The following is a 16,578-nucleotide window of genomic DNA, read 5'->3' as shown; positions in this document are numbered from 1 at the left end:
AATTAATCCTTGGCCTGATGGGTAACAAGCCAGCAGTTATGAATCTGGCGATTACGGGCGAAGTCCTGCGACAGGGTTTTCTGAGTAATTTCCTGTGCTTCCAGACCCAATTTTGCAAGCCCGTCAAAGTCCATTTTGAAGCCACGTTTGTTGTTGGAGAACATGATAGTGCCACCGCGACGCAGCAGGCGCTTGAGATCGCGCATCAGATCGATGTGATCGCGCTGCACGTCAAAAGACTCTTCCATGCGTTTTGAGTTAGAGAACGTCGGCGGATCGATAAAGATCAGGTCGAACTGTTCGTCGGTTTCAGCAAGCCAGCCCAGGCAGTCGGCCTGAATCAGGCGGTGATCGCGACCGGTCAGCCCGTTAAGGCGCAGGTTGCGTTCAGCCCACTCCAGATACGTACGGGACATATCCACCGTGGTTGTGGTTTTCGCCCCGCCCAGGCCCGCATGCACCGTGGCGCTGCCGGTATAGGCAAACAGATTGAGGAAGTCTTTGCCCTTGCTCATTTTGCCCAGCATATGGCGGGCAATACGGTGATCAAGGAACAGGCCGGTATCCAGGTAATCGGTGAGGTTGACCCACAGACGCGCGTTGTATTCGCCGACTTCCATGAAGTCGCCCTTCTCGCCCATTTTCTGATACTGGCTCTTGCCTTTCTGGCGTTCGCGAGTTTTGAGGATCAGACGGTTAGAGGGCAGTTCCAGCACGGACAGAGTAGCCGCAATAACGTCAAACAGACGCTGGCGAGCTTTATTGGCATCAACAGTTTTAGGCGGCGCGTATTCCTGCACCACAACCCAGTCGCCATAGCGGTCTACGGCGACGTTGTAGTCTGGCAAATCCGCATCATAAACGCGATAGCATTCTATGCCCTCCTGGCGCGCCCACTTATCGAGCTTCTTGATGTTTTTGCGCAGGCGGTTGGCGTAGTCTTCTGCCAAACCGCTGCTAACCGCGCCGGAGGTATTCTCGCCCAGCTGATAGTTTTTCTGGACGCAGTCCAGCGGGCCATTTTTCGCCTTGAACTGGCGGTCAGCGCGCAGCTGGAGGCAGCTCAGCAGCTCTGGAGATGCGCTGAACAAAGAAAGGTTCCAGCCGCCAAAGTGTGCTTTCATGTTGCGACCCAGCAGGCTATGCAGCGCAATCAGTGCAGGTTCGCTGTCCAGCCGCTCGCCGTACGGCGGGTTGCTGACTACGGTACCCGTGGGGCCTTCCGGCAGCGGATTAGTCAGTTTGGCAACGTCTTTGACTTCAAAACTGATGAGATCGGCAAGCCCGGCACGGCGGGCGTTTGCGCGAGCGCGCTCAATGACGCGGGAATCATTATCTGAGCCAAAAAAGCGAGAGGCGTAGTCACCAAGCCCTTTGCGAGCGCGGACCTGCGCTTCGGTCGTCACTTCTTTCCACAGCTCAACATCGTGTTTTGCCCAGCCCAGGAAGCCCCAGTGTTTACGGTGCAGGCCCGGCGCGCGGTCGGTGGCTATCATCGCTGCTTCAATCAGCAGCGTGCCTGAACCGCACATAGGATCCAGCAGCGGGGTGCCCTGCACCCAGCCAGAACGCATCACGATAGCCGAGGCCAACGTTTCTTTTATAGGTGCCGCACCGGTGGCGTCACGGTAGCCGCGCTGGTGCAGGCCTTCGCCGCTTAAATCCAGCGCAATGCTGGCAGTGTCTTTATTCAGCCAGACGTTGATTCGCAGATCCGGCTGTTCGCGGTCGACGTTCGGACGCGGCAAATTTTTACGGGTAAAGGAGTCAACGATCGCATCTTTTACCTTTAGCGCGCCGTACTGGCTGTTACGAATAGTTTCGTTCAGGCCGCTGAAGTGGACGGCAAAGGTCGCGTCTGGGCCAAAAATAGAGGGCCAGTCGATCACCTGCACGCCCAGGTATAAATCCAGGTCGCTGTAAACCTTACATTCGCTCAGCGGCAGCAGGATGCGGGACGCCAGGCGGCTCCACATCAGGCTCTGGTAGACCAGACGATCGTCCCCCTGGTAATGTACGCCGCCCTGAACTACCTGGCAGCCCTGCGCGCCGAGGCCTTCCAGTTCAGTTTTTAACAGCTCTTCGAGCCCACGCGCCGTACTGGCAAACAGAGAATTCATATCGTCACTTATTGGTCAGAAAAAGAAAATAGTGGCGCATTATAGCTAATCCGCACCGCATGTCATAAAGTTGCCCTTCTTTATTGTAGATCCCCGCATGGAGGCTTTCGTGATTAGCTTATCCCAACTCTATATTCATCCGGTTAAATCCATGCGCGGGCTGGCCCTGTCTCACGCGCAGTTGGCCACCAGCGGTCTGGCCTTTGATCGTATATTTATGATCACCGAACCGGATGGCACCTTTATTACGGCACGTCAGTATCCGCAAATGGTGCTGTTTACGCCGGCCATTCAGCATGATGGACTTTACCTCAGCGCGCCGGACGGCAGCTCGGCGGCGATCCGCTTTGCTGACTTCCTGCCTACTCCTGCCGCAACAGAAGTGTGGGGTAATCACTTCACCGCGCTTATCGCCCCGGAAGATATTAATAGCTGGCTCAGCGGCTTTTTCTCACGCCCGGTACAGCTGCGTTGGGTGGGCGAAGAGCCAACGCGCCGTGTTAAACGCTTCGAAGAGGTCCCGCTCTCTTTTGCCGATGGCTTTCCTTTCCTGTTAACCAACGAAGCTTCGCTGCGCGACCTGCAAAACCGCTGTCCGGCCAGCGTCAAAATGATCCAGTTCCGCCCCAATCTGGTGGTCACAGGTGCCGAGGCGTGGGCCGAAGATAGCTGGCAGGTGGTGCGCATCGGAGGCGTTACCTTTGACGTTGCCAAGCCGTGCAGTCGCTGCATTTTTACCACCGTAAGCCCGGATCGCGGCCGCAGGCATCCGAGCGGCGAACCGCTCAGGACGCTGCAAAGCTTCCGCACCGCCCAGGATAACGGCGACGTTGATTTTGGCCAGAACCTCATCGCCCGCAGCAGCGGAATTATTCGCGTCGGCGATGAGCTGGAAGTACTGGCAAGCAAGCCGGCCAGGGTGTATGGCGCAGGCGCAGTAGACGAAGAGAGTGAACCGTTCGAGCAGCAGGAAAGCAGGGTGACAATTGGCTGGCAGGGGCAAAGCTTCCGCGGCAACAACCAACAGATTTTGCTTGAGCAGCTGGAACTACAGGGCATCCGTATTCCCTATTCCTGCCGGGCAGGCATTTGCGGGAGCTGCCGGATTCGCTTAGTGGAAGGTGAAGTAAAAGCGCTGAAGAAAACGGCCACCGGGGAAGACGGCACTATTCTATGCTGTAGCTGCGTACCGGATGGAGATGTGAAGCTGGAAAAGGTTTAAACGGCCTGGTCAAGACTGAGGCTGTTGCCGGGCGGCAGGGGCCTTAGTCTGTCATTCATCACTTTGATAGCATCACCAAGCTGCATGGTACGCCCGGCAAGCTGTAGACCGGGCTGGGCCAGCAGACACAGCGCGGCGTTATCGCCGGTTTCAACGACCAACAGATTCACCTGCTGCATATCTTCGCTCACCCAGACGCAGGCTGCATCGCCGGGTAACGGCTGCCAGCACTCTCCATGGGAGACAAAGTGCCAGCTTTTTGGCATCTGGGGTTTAAGGTAGCGAATAGCCACCAGCGCATTTAAAACCAGTTCGGCACGCTGCTCGTTGCTGACATCCAGATCGCGGCATTTCTCATCAAAGGAGAAAAACAGCGCCGCATCATCTACGCAAAAGCCTGCATTTTCAAAGGCATCCGGGGTTAGCATCTTGCGCGGGAAACGAGAGCGGAAAATCATACCATTGGCCAAATCGAGCATCATACGATCGTGCTCTTCATCGAAATACCAACGCCAGTTATCGTCCGGTTTTATCCGCATAATGACTTACCCTTTTGTCTTTTCCGCAAACTTAAAACATCCTTATCGCCGCCTGATTAACAGCCCTATAATAAAAGACTAATATGTATAATTAAGCAACACCCACGGAATATAAAACAACCAGGGCGGAAAATAAAGCCCCGGTTGTCCTAAATCCCTTACAGGTGGTTAAGGATTTCTTTAATCAGCGGCGGGCCTTTAAATATGAAACCGGAATAAATCTGAATAAGTGAGGCACCCGCCGCCATTTTTTCACGCGCGGCAATCACCGAATCAATGCCCCCGACGCCAATAATGGGTAAGCGGCCATTTAATTCTTGCGACAGACGTCGAATAATTTCCGTGCTTTTAAGTTGCACCGGACGACCGCTCAGGCCCCCCGTTTCGTCGCAATGCTCCATGCCCTGCACAAGGCTACGGTCTAAAGTTGTATTGGTCGCAATGACCCCATCGATATTATGGCGAACCAGACTGTCGGCTACCTGGATCAACTCTTCCTCAGAAAGATCCGGGGCGATCTTAACGGCGATCGGAACATATTTATGATGCAATTCCTGGAGCGCCTGCTGCTTAATTTTGATCGCGCCAAGAAGATCGTCTAACGCTTCACCGTATTGCAGTGAACGTAATCCCGGAGTATTCGGAGAAGAGATATTGATCGCAATATAACCGGCATACGGATAAATTTTATCCATGCAGATCAAATAATCATCTTTCCCCTGTTCCACCGGAGTGTCTTTATTCTTACCGATATTGATCCCGAGCACGCCGTCGAAGTGGGCCTTTTTAACGTTCTCGACCAGGTTATCAACGCCCAGGTTATTAAAGCCCATGCGGTTGATAAGCCCCTCGGCTTCTACCAGACGAAAGATGCGCGGCTTGTCATTGCCCGGCTGCGGGCGAGGCGTAACGGTACCAATCTCAATGGAACCAAAGCCCATCGCGCCAAAGGCGTCAATGCATTCCCCGTTTTTATCCAGCCCCGCGGCTAAACCAAGCGGGTTCTTGAAAGTCAGCCCCATACAGGTTACCGGCTTAGACGGCACGTTTTGACGCACCAGCCATTCAAGCGGGGTACCTGTTACACGACGTAATTGCTGAAATGTCACTTCATGAGCGCGCTCTGGGTCGAGCGTGAATAGGGCTTTACGAACGAAGGGGTAGTACATGAACTCTCCTGGATTCCGGTGTGCAAACCGGGGCCGTATTATTATCGATTACGCTGATGAATGGAATTGACCTGCAACAAAAAAGCCCGAATCCACGCAATCGTTTTCTCTTCCCTCCACTTCTTATGCGTTTTTTAGCAATTGTTAACCAGATAAATCATTTAAATGAATAACGCGCCTCTGCCACTATCCTTCCAATTGTTATCAAAGTTAACAGTAAGCAAACAAAAGGTTATAAGGAGCTAAGATGCGTGTGATTACTCTCGCCGGAAGCCCGCGCTTTCCGTCCCGCTCCAGCGCGCTGCTGGAATACGCTCGTGAAAAACTCAGCGCGCTGGATATTGAGGTGTGCCACTGGCATCTGCAAAATTTTGCGCCGGAAGATCTTCTCTATGCCCGCTTTGACAGCCCGGCTCTGAAAACGCTGGTTGAACAGCTGGAGGGCGCGGACGGCCTGATCATCGCTACGCCCGTCTATAAGGCTTCCTTTGCCGGAGCGTTAAAAACGCTGCTCGACCTGCTGCCTGAACGTGCGCTGGAGAAGAAAATAGTCCTGCCGCTGGCTACCGGCGGCACCGTCGCCCATATGCTGGCGGTGGATTACGCTCTGAAACCCGTGCTCAACGCGCTGAAGGCTCAGGAGATCCTGCACGGCGTGTTTGCCGACGATAGCCAGATTGCCGACTACCAGCACAAGCCCGCCTTTACCCCGAATCTGCAACAGCGGCTGGATACGGCGCTGGAAACCTTCTGGCAGGCCCTGCACCGCAGGGACTTCTCCGTCGCCTCACCTTTTATTCAGCAAGGAGCCGCCTATGTTTAATCTGCTCAAACGAAATGCCCCCTGGTTAGCCTTCGCTGGATTGCTCAGCCTGAGCGGAACGGTCAGCGCCGCGCCGTCAGCGCCCGACCAGCTGCGTATTGGCTATCAGAAAGGGTCGGTCAGCATGGTACTGGCGAAAAGCCATCAGTTTTTGGAGCAGCGCTATCCACAGACTAAATTCTCGTGGATCGAATTTCCGGCGGGACCGCAATTGCTGGAGGCCCTGAACGTGGGCAGCGTCGATTTGGGCAGCACCGGGGATATTCCGCCGATCTTTGCCCAGGCCGCCGGGGCGGATTTAGTGTACGTAGGTTCCGAACCCGCCAAGCCGAAAGCCGAAGTGATTCTGGTTCCGGAGAACAGCCCGCTGAAAACCGTTGCCGATCTTAAAGGGCATAAAGTTGCCTTCCAGAAAGGTTCCAGCTCACACAACCTGGTCCTGCGCGCCCTGCAGAAAGCCGGGCTTAAATTTACTGATATCCAGCCTGCTTATCTGTCGCCTGCCGACGCCCGCGCCGCGTTCCAGCAGGGTAATGTTGATGCCTGGGCTATCTGGGACCCCTACTACTCTGCGGCGCTGCTGAACGGCGGCGTGCGTGTTCTGACAGACGGCAGCGAACTTAATCAGACAGGATCGTTCTATCTTGCTTCGCGTCCTTACGCCGAAAAGAACGGAGAGTTTCTGCAAGGCGTGCTGAAAACGTTCAGCGATGCCGACGATCTCACCCGAACGCAGCGCGCGGAAAGCGTGACCTTACTTGCCAGGACCATGGGCCTGCCGGAGCCGGTGATCGCCACCTATTTTGACCATCGTCCGCCGACCGACATCACCCCGGTCAGCGCAGAAACCGCAGAAAAGCAGCAGAAGACCGCCGATCTTTTCTACGACAACCACTTAGTGCCGAAAAAAGTCGATATTCGCACCCGCATCTGGCAGCCGACCGGCACCGCAAAAGGAGATAAATCATGAGCCTCAACCTCTTCTGGTTCTTACCTACCCACGGCGACGGGCACTATTTAGGCAGCAACGATGCCGCCCGCGCCACCGACCACGGTTACCTACAGCAGATAGCGCAGGCGGCAGACAGAATTGGTTTTACCGGCGTGCTGATCCCGACGGGCCGCTCGTGTGAAGATGCCTGGCTCGTGGCCGCCTCCATGATCCCCGTTACCCAGCGGCTGAAGTTCCTTGTGGCGCTACGCCCGAGCGTCGTTTCCCCTACGGTTGCAGCCCGCCAGGCCGCGACCCTGGACAGGCTTTCCAATGGCCGCGTGCTGTTTAACCTGGTCACGGGAAGCGACCCTGAGGAGCTGGCGGGCGACGGTGTGTTCCTTGACCATACCGAACGTTACGAGGCCTCGGCAGAGTTTACCCACGTCTGGCGTCGCGTGCTGGAAGGCGAAACGGTCGATTACGAAGGTAAACATATTCAGGTGCAAGGAGCGAAGTTGCTCTTCCCGCCGGTGCAGCAGCCGCGCCCGCCCCTTTACTTCGGCGGTTCGTCGGATGTGGCACAGGATCTGGCGGCAGAGCAAGTTGATCTTTACCTGACATGGGGCGAGCCGCCGCACCTGGTGAAAGAGAAAATCGAGCAGGTGCGCGCCAAAGCAGCTGCGCTCGGCCGCACGGTGCGGTTCGGGATCCGCCTGCACGTGATTGTGCGTGAAACCAATGAAGAAGCCTGGCAGGCAGCAGACCGGCTAATCTCCCAGCTCGACGATGCCACCATCGCCAAAGCTCAGGCTGCGTTTGCGCGTACCGACTCAGTCGGCCAGCATCGTATGGCAGCCCTTCACGGCGGCAAGCGTGACAATCTTGAAATCAGCCCTAACCTGTGGGCGGGCGTTGGCCTGGTGCGTGGCGGTGCCGGAACGGCGCTGGTCGGCGATGGACCAACCGTTGCCGCCCGTATCAACGAGTACGCCGCGCTGGGTATCGACAGCTTTATCTTCTCCGGCTATCCGCATCTGGAAGAGGCGTATCGCGTGGGCGAACTGCTTTTCCCCCACCTGGACGTCGCTATTCCCGAGATCCCGCAGCCGCGCCAGCACCGCGAGAAAGGCGAAGTCGTCGCCAACGACTTTATTCCCCGCAAAGTGGCGCAAAGTTAAGGAGCTCCCATGACCAACAGCACCCGTAAACTCTTGCATCGTCTCGCCCCGTGGGCGCTGCCGGTGGTGATTGTGGTTGTCTGGCAGCTGGCATCCGTGACCGGCTGGCTGTCTACACGCATCCTGCCCTCACCGGAGGGCGTGGTGATTGCGTTCTGGAGCCTCTCTTCCAGCGGTGAGCTGTGGCAGCATCTGGCGATAAGTTCGTGGCGCGCCGCGATCGGCTTCAGCATCGGCGGATCCTTAGGGCTGATCCTGGGCCTGATCAGCGGCCTGTCCCGCTGGGGCGAACGCCTGCTGGATACGTCAATTCAGATGCTGCGTAACGTGCCGCACCTGGCGCTGATCCCCCTAGTGATCCTGTGGTTCGGGATCGACGAAAGCGCGAAGATCTTCCTCGTGGCGCTCGGCACGCTGTTTCCGATTTACATCAACACCTGGCATGGCATCAAAAATATCGACCAGGGGCTGCTGGAGATGGCCCGCAGCTACGGTCTTTCCGGATTTAGCCTGTTCGCCCAGGTGATCCTGCCCGGCGCCCTGCCCTCGATCATGGTTGGGGTGCGCTTCGCCCTCGGCCTGATGTGGCTGACGCTGATAGTGGCGGAAACGATCTCTGCGAACTCCGGCATCGGCTACCTGGCGATGAACGCCCGTGAATTCCTGCAAACGGACGTGGTGGTGGTTGCCATTATTCTTTACGCCCTGCTCGGCAAACTGGCTGACGTCAGCGCACAGCTGCTGGAACGCGTCTGGCTGCGCTGGCATCCGGCCTACCAGATCAAAGAGGAAAGCATATGAATACCGCACGTATTAATCAGGGTACGCCTCTGTTGCTCGACGGCGTGACCAAACGCTACGGCGATAAAACAATCCTGAACGAGCTGGCATTGCATATTCCTGCCGGGCAGTTTGTTGCGGTTGTCGGGCGCAGCGGCGGTGGCAAAAGTACGCTGCTGCGGCTGCTGGCAGGCCTTGAAAACCCGAATGCCGGATCGCTGCTGGCGGGCAACGTCCCCCTGCGTGAAAGTCAGGACGACACTCGTATGATGTTCCAGGACGCGCGCCTGCTGCCCTGGAAATCGGTGATTGATAACGTCGGACTGGGTCTGAAAGGGAACTGGCGAGACGCAGCATTTCGCGCGCTTGAAGCTGTCGGTCTGGAAAGCCGGGCTGAAGAGTGGCCTGCCGCACTTTCAGGAGGTCAAAAACAGCGTGTGGCTCTGGCACGGGCGTTGATCCATCGCCCCGGCCTGCTGCTGCTGGACGAGCCGCTTGGCGCGCTTGATGCCCTGACGCGCATTGAGATGCAGGAGCTGATCGTCTCGCTCTGGCAGGAACACGGCTTTACCGTGCTGCTGGTAACGCACGACGTCAGCGAAGCCGTGGCAATGGCCGACCGGGTGCTGTTGATTGAGGATGGCAGGATTGGTCTGGATCTAACAGTGGATTTGCCAAGGCCGCGCCGTCTGGGATCGGTGAAGCTGGCGGAGCTGGAGTCGCAGGTGCTGGACAGGGTCATGCAGCGAAAAACAGAAGAACCGGCGCGCTCGGTGCGCACCGGTTAGCTTAATGTCGGATGACGCTACGCTTACCCGACCTACGTAATTCAAATGTAGAGTGGATAAGCGTCAGCGTCATCCACCTGCCAACAAATATTATGCCAGCGCCTTGCTGATTTTCTCGAACAGATCGCCGGACAAATTCTCCAGGCCTTTCAGCTGCTCGAGCGCCGCGCGCATCATCTCCTGACGTTTTGCATCGTAACGGTTCAGACGGATTAGCGGTTCGATCAGGCGTGACGCTACCTGCGGGTTACGACGGTTCAGATCGCTGAGCATCTCCACCATAAACTGATAGCCGCTGCCATCAACCGCATGGAATGCCGCCGGGTTGCCCGCCGCAAATGCACCAATCAGGGAACGGATGCGGTTCGGGTTGCCGAGGCTGAATGAACGGTGATGAAGCAGCTCGCGCACTTTCGCCAGCGTATTTGCCGCCGGGCTGGTCGCCTGCAGCACGAACCACTTGTCCATTACCAGTCCATCCTGATGCCACTTCTCGTCATACTGCGCCATCAGCTCTTCACGACATGGCAGCTGAGCGGCCGACGCTGCGGAAAGTGCCGCAATGGCGTCAGTCATGTTATCAGCCCTTTCATAGTGGGCGCGCACCAGCTGCTCGGCCAGCGCTGTCTCACCGTAGGCCAGGAAGCGCAGGCAGGTATTACGCAGAGCGCGTTTGCCAATATCAGCATGCTCAACGCGATACGCATCCAGCCTGTTAGCGTTGTAGATCGCCAGGAACTCGTCCGCCAGTTCGCTCGCCAGCGTGCGGGTCAGGGCTTCGTACACTTCCGCTATGGCGATTGGGTCGATTTTCTGGAACAGCTCGGCGATTTCGTTCTGAGACGGCAGCGTCAGAATTTCTGCCGCCAGCGCCGGATCGATCTTCTCATCAAGCAGAATGGCACGAAACGCATCCGCTACATGCAGCGGCAGCGACAGCGGCTGTTTCTGCTGGCTGCGGTTGACGTTAATTTTGATATAGGTTGCCAGCAGGCTTTGTGCTGCGTCCCAGCGGGAGAAATCATTGCGAGCGTGGCGCATCAGGAACGTCAGCTGCTGGTCGCTCCATTTATATTCCAGCCTGACCGGCGCTGAAAACTCGCGCAGCAGGGACGGTACCGGCTGGAAATAGACGTTATCAAAAACAAACGTTTGTTCAGCCTGCGTCACGTTCAGCACGTGATGAACGGGGTGGCCGCCCTTCTGTAGCGGAATGACTTTGCCTTCGTTGTCATACAGTTCGATGTCGAATGGAATATGCAGCGGCAGTTTTTCCTGCTGCTCCGCCGTAGGTGGCGTCATCTGGCTGATGGTCAGGGTGTACTGCTCGGTTTCCGGGTTGTAGTCGTCACGCACGGAAACAACCGGCGTGCCCGCCTGGCTGTACCAGCGGCGGAAATGGGACAGGTCTACGTTTGAAGCATCTTCCATCGCCTGCACGAAATCGTCGCAGGTCGCAGCGCTGCCGTCGTGGCGTTCAAAGTACAGCTGCATGCCTTTCTGGAAGTTTTCTTCACCCAGCAGCGTGTGCAGCATACGAATCACTTCTGAACCTTTCTCATACACCGTCAGGGTGTAGAAGTTGTTCATTTCAATGACTTTGTCCGGACGAATCGGGTGCGCCATCGGGCTTGCGTCTTCGGCAAACTGCAGCGCGCGCATGGTGCGGACGTTCTGGATGCGGTTAACCGCGCGTGAACCCAGATCGGAGCTGAACTCCTGGTCGCGGAATACGGTCAGGCCCTCTTTCAGGCTCAGCTGGAACCAGTCGCGGCAGGTCACGCGGTTGCCGGTCCAGTTGTGGAAATATTCGTGACCGATAACGCGTTCGATATCGAGATAGTCTTTATCCGTTGCGGTTTCAGCGCGGGCCAGCACGTATTTGGAGTTAAAGACGTTGAGGCCCTTGTTCTCCATGGCGCCCATATTGAAGAAGTCGACGGCGACAATCATATAGATGTCGAGGTCATACTCGAGGCCAAAGCGGGTTTCGTCCCACTTCATGGAGGCTTTCAGCGAGGTCATTGCCCAACTGGCGCGATCCAGGTTGCCACGGTCGACAAACAGCTCCAGCGCAACTTCTCGGCCGGAACGCGTTTTGTAGCTGTCGCGCAGCACGTCGAAATCACCCGCTACCAGCGCGAACAGGTAGCAAGGTTTTGGGAACGGATCCTGCCACTGTACCCAGTGGCGGCCATTTTCCAGCTCGCCTTCAGCAATGCGGTTGCCGTTGGAAAGCAGAAAAGGATATTTGATTTTATCTGCAATCAGTTTGGTGGTGAAGCGCGCGAGCACGTCCGGGCGGTCCAGATACCAGGTAATATGGCGGAAGCCTTCTGCTTCACACTGGGTGCAAAGCGCTTCGCCGGACTGATACAGCCCTTCCAGCGCGGTATTCGTCGCCGGGCTGATTTCATTGACGATAGTCAGCGTGAAGGTCTCTGGCAGCTGTTCAAGCACCAGCGTGCTCTCTTCCAGACGATAATTTTCCCAGGCCTGGTCGTTGACGTGAATACTGACCAGCGTCAGTTCGCCGCCGTCGAGGCGTAAGGCGGCGTCCGCAGCGCCCTGGCGGCTGACTTTGCTGATGGCGGTGACCAGGGTTTTTGCGGCATCCAGGTCAAAGGTCAAATCGATGTCACTAATCGTGTAATCCGGCGCACGGTAGTCGTGGCGGTATTTGGCTTGTGGCTGTTGTGTCATAAAAAACCTTATACATCGTCTGTGGCAAATACGTTATCAGGGAAGATCCTTAGAATAAGCCTTAAGACTAACGTTGAACAGGACGCTCGCTTCGGATGTGCCCATTTACTTCACAATAATCTTCGCGATGGGCAACCAGCCCAGGTTTTAACCAGTGCAAAAAAGTAGCGGTGAACGAATGTGATCGATTTTGATTGCCGCTGTTAAACGTCAACGGTTGCGCCAGTCAATAATTATCACCCTGTTCAAATCCCACTCAGGAAATATATCGTTATCGATGGTTGATATTTAATCAGCACGTAAACCAACCGCCTTTATAGCAATTTTTTAACTATTATGCTTTCTGTTTATTTTTAATTTGCGACACAAGAAAATCCCGTATAAATAACAACCTTATATTGTAAACTTTCTTCAACAAGCAAAAGTTTAGTAAGCAATAGAAATAACTTTAAATAATCATGGAAACATATTTGTCAGGTGTTACCGTCAATGACATGGGGTAAATGGATTGATTTTATTAATGATTTTTGAGAAATTAATTTGATGGAGTGGAAGATTAATCATACTCTTGCATGCCCAAAAACAGGGACGTCATTTGCTCAGATATCAACTAGCAATCTCAGGCTCATTTTATGGTATCGGGGTGATTACTTTTTGCGGGAAGGAAATATCGTTGCCACCAGCCCCTTCGGAGTCATTGTCAACGACAGGATAACCGAAATTGAATTCATCCACGCCTTCCCTTTCACAATGCAACTTTGGGAATCTTTTAAAACAAATACGGATTGTCCCGGCAATCAAGACCCATTAATCACGAAGTGCTGTAGAAGGCCGCACTGTTTATTGCAAAATTGCCCTTACGGAGTAACGGCTAAAAACTAACCTGGATTCACTTTTCCTTTATCCCATGCTAATTAACAAACATCAGTGGCCGGACCCGCCTGGCTATGAGGTGCTCTCCGGATGCGGGCTGTAAGGTGCAATTGCCGCATGAACCAGCAGCGCTCTTCATGGGCTTCATCAGAGTCTCAAAAGGGGAAATTGCGTAATACGTGCATTTTAATTTCAAAGGGTTATGCGCTTTTACGCTACAAATTTTTAACATGCGGCACGAAATGCCCTCGACCCGAAACGAGCCTTGTGTTGTGATCTGGCTTTAATAAACAGATAATCAGGGTATACTCCTGCGTCTTTATCTGCATTTACCCCTTGATGGAAACGCTCCTGTGAGAGGATGCTGCAACGCGCCATGACACGATACGCTTCCCCGATTTTGCAAACGCTACTGGATACTGACGCCTACAAGCTTCATATGCAGCAGGCGGTGTTTCACCGATATTATGACGTGAGCGTGGCCGCTGAGTTTCGCTGCCGCGGTGACGATCTGCTGGGTATCAATGCAGATGCTATCCGTCATCAGGTTGACCACATGCAACACCTCGCGCTCAGCGACGAGGAATTTGCCTGGCTTGAGGGGCTGCCCTTCTTTAAAGCAGATTACCTCGCCTGGCTACGTGATTTCCGCTATGACCCTTCCCAGGTTGTCATCACCAATAACGGTGGTCATCTCGACATTCGTCTGAGCGGACCCTGGCGTGAGGTTATCATGTGGGAAGTGCCGCTGCTGGCCGTCATCAGCGAAGTGGTGCATCAGCACCGCTCCCCAGTTGTCACGACGCAAATGGCCCTGGATCATCTTGAAAGTAAACTGGCACAGTTCAACGAACTGACGTCGGACATCGATATGTCTGCGTTCCGCCTGATGGATTTCGGCACGCGTCGCCGCTTCTCGCGAGAAGTGCAGGAAGCGATTGCAGGTCGGCTGCAGCAGGAGCCATGGTTTATCGGCACCAGCAACTACGACCTGGCACGCCGCCTAAACCTTACCCCTATGGGAACCCAAGCGCATGAATGGTTCCAGGCCCACCAGCAGATCAGCCCGGTTCTGGCAAATAGCCAGCGCGCGGCGCTTGAAGCCTGGCTGGAAGAATATCCCGATCAATTAGGCATCGCGCTGACCGACTGCATCACGATGGATGCTTTCCTGCGCGACTTTGATCTGGCCTTCGCCACACGCTACCAAGGCCTACGCCACGATTCCGGAGATCCGGTTGAATGGGGTGAAAAAGCCATCGCCCACTATGAAAAGCTGGGCATTGACCCGATGAGTAAAGTCCTGGTTTTCTCTGATAACCTGGACTTAACGAAAGCGGTCGATCTTTATAAGCATTTCGCCGCCCGCGTGAATCTGAGCTTCGGCATTGGGACGCGCCTGACCTGCGATATCCCCCAGGTCAAACCGCTGAATATCGTTATTAAGCTGGTGGAATGCAATGGTAAACCCGTTGCCAAGCTCTCTGACAGCCCGGGAAAAACCATCTGCCACGATAAAGCCTTCGTCCGCGCTCTGCGCAAAGCATTCGATTTACCGCTGGTCAAAAAAGCCAGCTGATTCAAATAATACTCATGGGCCATATCATTACGGCCCATGAGTTGCCCCGCTTTCCTTTATTTCTTCATGTGCAGTGCGATTTCTGCTTGTCTGATGGCGCGTGACAGGTAACATAGATATCCCCCAATTGTGGGTAACTTATTTTTGTCATTGACCATTTAATAGAGAGAAAACTATGAGCGTTGTGCCTGTAGCCGACGTACTCCAGGGCCGCGTAGCCGTTGACAGTGAAGTCACCGTGCGCGGGTGGGTGCGTACCCGAAGAGATTCAAAAGCTGGTATTTCCTTCCTCGCCGTCTACGACGGTTCCTGCTTCTCTCCTGTACAGGCCGTCATCAATAATTCTCTGCCTAATTACAATGAAGACGTGCTACGCCTGACGACCGGCTGCTCGGTAGTGGTCACCGGTAAAGTGGTGGAATCTCTTGGTCAGGGCCAGAGCTTTGAAATTCAGGCTACTCAGGTTGAAGTGGCGGGCTGGGTTGACGATCCGGACACCTACCCAATGGCGGCAAAACGCCACAGCATTGAATACCTGCGTGAAGTAGCCCACCTGCGCCCGCGTACCAACATGATTGGCGCCGTCGCTCGCGTTCGTCATACTCTGGCGCAGGCGCTGCACCGCTTCTTCCATGAAAACGGTTATTTCTGGGTTTCCACCCCGCTGATCACCGCTTCTGATACAGAAGGTGCCGGTGAGATGTTCCGTGTTTCCACGCTGGATATGGAAAACCTGCCGCGTACCGATGCGGGCAAAGTCGATTTCGATAAAGACTTCTTCGGTAAAGAAGCCTTCCTGACCGTGTCCGGTCAACTGAACGGCGAAACTTACGCCTGTGCGCTTTCAAAGGTTTACACCTTCGGCCCAACCTTCCGTGCTGAAAATTCCAACACCAGCCGCCACCTGGCCGAATTCTGGATGCTGGAGCCGGAAGTGGCGTTCGCAAATCTTGACGATGTGGCCGGACTGGCAGAAGCCATGCTGAAGTATGTCTTCAAGGCGGTGCTGGACGAGCGCATGGACGACATGGAATTCTTCGCCGAGCGCGTCGATAAAGATGCCGTCGATCGTCTGCAACGCTTCATCAGCGCCGACTTCGCGCAGGTGGATTACACCGACGCAGTTGCCATCCTGGAGAAGTGCGGCCAGAAGTTCGAAAACCCGGTTTACTGGGGCGTTGATCTCTCTTCCGAGCATGAGCGCTATCTTGCAGAGCAGCACTTCAAGGCTCCGGTGGTGGTGAAAAACTATCCAAAAGATATTAAGGCGTTCTATATGCGCCTTAATGAAGACGGGAAAACCGTTGCGGCAATGGATGTGCTGGCACCGGGCATCGGTGAAATCATCGGTGGTTCCCAGCGTGAAGAGCGTCTGGACGTGCTGGACGCCCGCATGGCTGAGATGGGTCTGAATAAAGAAGACTACTGGTGGTATCGCGATCTGCGTCGTTACGGCACCGTGCCGCACTCTGGTTTCGGGCTTGGGTTCGAACGCCTGATTGCCTATGTGACCGGCGTACAGAACGTTCGCGATGTTATTCCTTTCCCGCGCACGCCTCGTAACGCCCAGTTCTGATTTTTTCTACTCTTCCAAGGCCAGCTCTGCTGGCCTTTCTTTTATCTGACGTCCAGACATGGTTTTTCTTCAACAGAAGTTAAGCAAATGTCAATTTCAACCCCCTTCACTCGTTTCAACGTTACTAACTGTGTCCATGACACAGTTACTCACAAAACAACCGCAACAAACGTGATGCTTTTTGCCGAAACCACTTGCTTAGCATAATTGCGCAAAAGATGCACAGACATCTGGACATCCAAAATCCATATTCAGAAATGCTAAAAAAATGTGAAATAGCGTTCTTTTTTTGAG

At 54.8% G+C, this 16,578-nt stretch carries 12 protein-coding genes; 8 read left to right on the top strand and 4 right to left on the bottom strand.

What is annotated here, in order from left to right:
- Positions 1-2: 2 nt before the first annotated feature.
- Positions 3-2,120, bottom strand: coding sequence for a bifunctional 23S rRNA (guanine(2069)-N(7))-methyltransferase RlmK/23S rRNA (guanine(2445)-N(2))-methyltransferase RlmL (gene rlmKL / locus ACA108_07795; protein ID XEX97396.1), 2,118 nt, complete (start codon positions 2,118-2,120; stop codon positions 3-5).
- Positions 2,121-2,271: 151 nt separating this feature from the next.
- Here rlmKL and ACA108_07790 point away from each other — a divergent pair, with 151 nt between their 5' ends.
- Entirely contained in the window at positions 2,272-3,342 is a 1,071-nt protein-coding gene (locus ACA108_07790; GenBank protein ID XEX98048.1) for a YcbX family protein, read from the top strand.
- Here ACA108_07790 and ACA108_07785 read toward each other — a convergent pair.
- Both ACA108_07785 and pyrD read right to left on the bottom strand, forming a co-directional pair.
- Positions 3,339-3,881, bottom strand: a complete 543-nt coding sequence (locus ACA108_07785) for a cell division protein ZapC (protein XEX97395.1) — start codon at positions 3,879-3,881, stop codon at positions 3,339-3,341. The genes ACA108_07790 and ACA108_07785 overlap by 4 nt on opposite strands.
- A gap of 158 nt (positions 3,882-4,039) precedes the next feature.
- Positions 4,040-5,050: a quinone-dependent dihydroorotate dehydrogenase gene (gene pyrD / locus ACA108_07780; GenBank protein ID XEX97394.1), complete on the bottom strand. Its 1,011-nt coding sequence runs from the start codon at positions 5,048-5,050 to the stop codon at positions 4,040-4,042.
- A 247-nt stretch (positions 5,051-5,297) separates the two neighbouring features.
- On the opposite strand from pyrD, the gene ssuE reads away from it, so the two are divergent.
- From ssuE to ssuB, 5 genes are read left to right on the top strand one after another with little or no spacing between them, the layout of a single operon-like run.
- Positions 5,298-5,873 (top strand): NADPH-dependent FMN reductase, encoded by a 576-nt coding sequence (gene ssuE / locus ACA108_07775; GenBank protein XEX97393.1) that lies wholly within the window; start codon positions 5,298-5,300, stop codon positions 5,871-5,873.
- Positions 5,866-6,843, top strand: coding sequence for a sulfonate ABC transporter substrate-binding protein (locus ACA108_07770; GenBank protein ID XEX97392.1), 978 nt, complete (start codon positions 5,866-5,868; stop codon positions 6,841-6,843). The genes ssuE and ACA108_07770 overlap by 8 nt, the downstream gene beginning before the upstream one ends.
- Positions 6,840-7,985 (top strand): FMNH2-dependent alkanesulfonate monooxygenase, encoded by a 1,146-nt coding sequence (ssuD, locus tag ACA108_07765; protein ID XEX97391.1) that lies wholly within the window; start codon positions 6,840-6,842, stop codon positions 7,983-7,985. Before ACA108_07770 ends, ssuD begins: the two co-directional genes overlap by 4 nt.
- A gap of 9 nt (positions 7,986-7,994) precedes the next feature.
- On the top strand, positions 7,995-8,786 hold the full coding sequence (gene ssuC / locus ACA108_07760; protein ID XEX97390.1) for an aliphatic sulfonate ABC transporter permease SsuC: 792 nt from the start codon (positions 7,995-7,997) through the stop codon (positions 8,784-8,786).
- Positions 8,783-9,553 (top strand): aliphatic sulfonates ABC transporter ATP-binding protein, encoded by a 771-nt coding sequence (ssuB, locus tag ACA108_07755; GenBank protein ID XEX97389.1) that lies wholly within the window; start codon positions 8,783-8,785, stop codon positions 9,551-9,553. The genes ssuC and ssuB overlap by 4 nt, the downstream gene beginning before the upstream one ends.
- A 90-nt stretch (positions 9,554-9,643) precedes the next feature.
- Here the strand turns inward: ssuB and pepN are convergent, their stop codons facing one another.
- Positions 9,644-12,256 (bottom strand): aminopeptidase N, encoded by a 2,613-nt coding sequence (gene pepN, locus ACA108_07750; GenBank protein XEX97388.1) that lies wholly within the window; start codon positions 12,254-12,256, stop codon positions 9,644-9,646.
- A 1,249-nt stretch (positions 12,257-13,505) separates the two neighbouring features.
- Here pepN and pncB point away from each other — a divergent pair.
- Positions 13,506-14,708 carry a nicotinate phosphoribosyltransferase gene (gene pncB, locus ACA108_07745; protein ID XEX97387.1) on the top strand — a complete coding sequence of 401 codons (1,203 nt, stop codon included), beginning with the start codon at positions 13,506-13,508 and terminating at the stop codon, positions 14,706-14,708.
- Positions 14,709-14,883: 175 nt separating this feature from the next.
- The gene (asnS, locus tag ACA108_07740) at positions 14,884-16,284 is read left to right on the top strand and encodes an asparagine--tRNA ligase (GenBank protein ID XEX97386.1); all 1,401 of its coding nucleotides are present in this window, start codon (positions 14,884-14,886) and stop codon (positions 16,282-16,284) included.
- The last annotated feature ends 294 nt before the right edge of the window (positions 16,285-16,578 follow it).

Source organism: Dryocola sp. LX212 (genome assembly GCA_041504365.1).
GTDB lineage: Bacteria > Pseudomonadota > Gammaproteobacteria > Enterobacterales > Enterobacteriaceae > Dryocola.
The sequence above is the reverse complement of the archived record's forward strand: the minus strand, read 5'-3'. Positions and strand labels throughout refer to the sequence as shown.

Coding starts and splice junctions, on each gene's coding strand:
- pyrD (XEX97394.1), bottom strand. CDS start 5,050: ATGTACTACCCCTTCGTTCGTAAAGCCCTATTCACGCTCGACCCAGAG.
- ssuB (XEX97389.1), top strand. CDS start 8,783: ATGAATACCGCACGTATTAATCAGGGTACGCCTCTGTTGCTCGACGGC.
- rlmKL (XEX97396.1), bottom strand. CDS start 2,120: ATGAATTCTCTGTTTGCCAGTACGGCGCGTGGGCTCGAAGAGCTGTTA.
- asnS (XEX97386.1), top strand. CDS start 14,884: ATGAGCGTTGTGCCTGTAGCCGACGTACTCCAGGGCCGCGTAGCCGTT.
- ssuD (XEX97391.1), top strand. CDS start 6,840: ATGAGCCTCAACCTCTTCTGGTTCTTACCTACCCACGGCGACGGGCAC.
- ssuE (XEX97393.1), top strand. CDS start 5,298: ATGCGTGTGATTACTCTCGCCGGAAGCCCGCGCTTTCCGTCCCGCTCC.
- pepN (XEX97388.1), bottom strand. CDS start 12,256: ATGACACAACAGCCACAAGCCAAATACCGCCACGACTACCGTGCGCCG.
- ACA108_07770 (XEX97392.1), top strand. CDS start 5,866: ATGTTTAATCTGCTCAAACGAAATGCCCCCTGGTTAGCCTTCGCTGGA.
- pncB (XEX97387.1), top strand. CDS start 13,506: ATGACACGATACGCTTCCCCGATTTTGCAAACGCTACTGGATACTGAC.
- ssuC (XEX97390.1), top strand. CDS start 7,995: ATGACCAACAGCACCCGTAAACTCTTGCATCGTCTCGCCCCGTGGGCG.
- ACA108_07785 (XEX97395.1), bottom strand. CDS start 3,881: ATGCGGATAAAACCGGACGATAACTGGCGTTGGTATTTCGATGAAGAG.
- ACA108_07790 (XEX98048.1), top strand. CDS start 2,272: ATGCGCGGGCTGGCCCTGTCTCACGCGCAGTTGGCCACCAGCGGTCTG.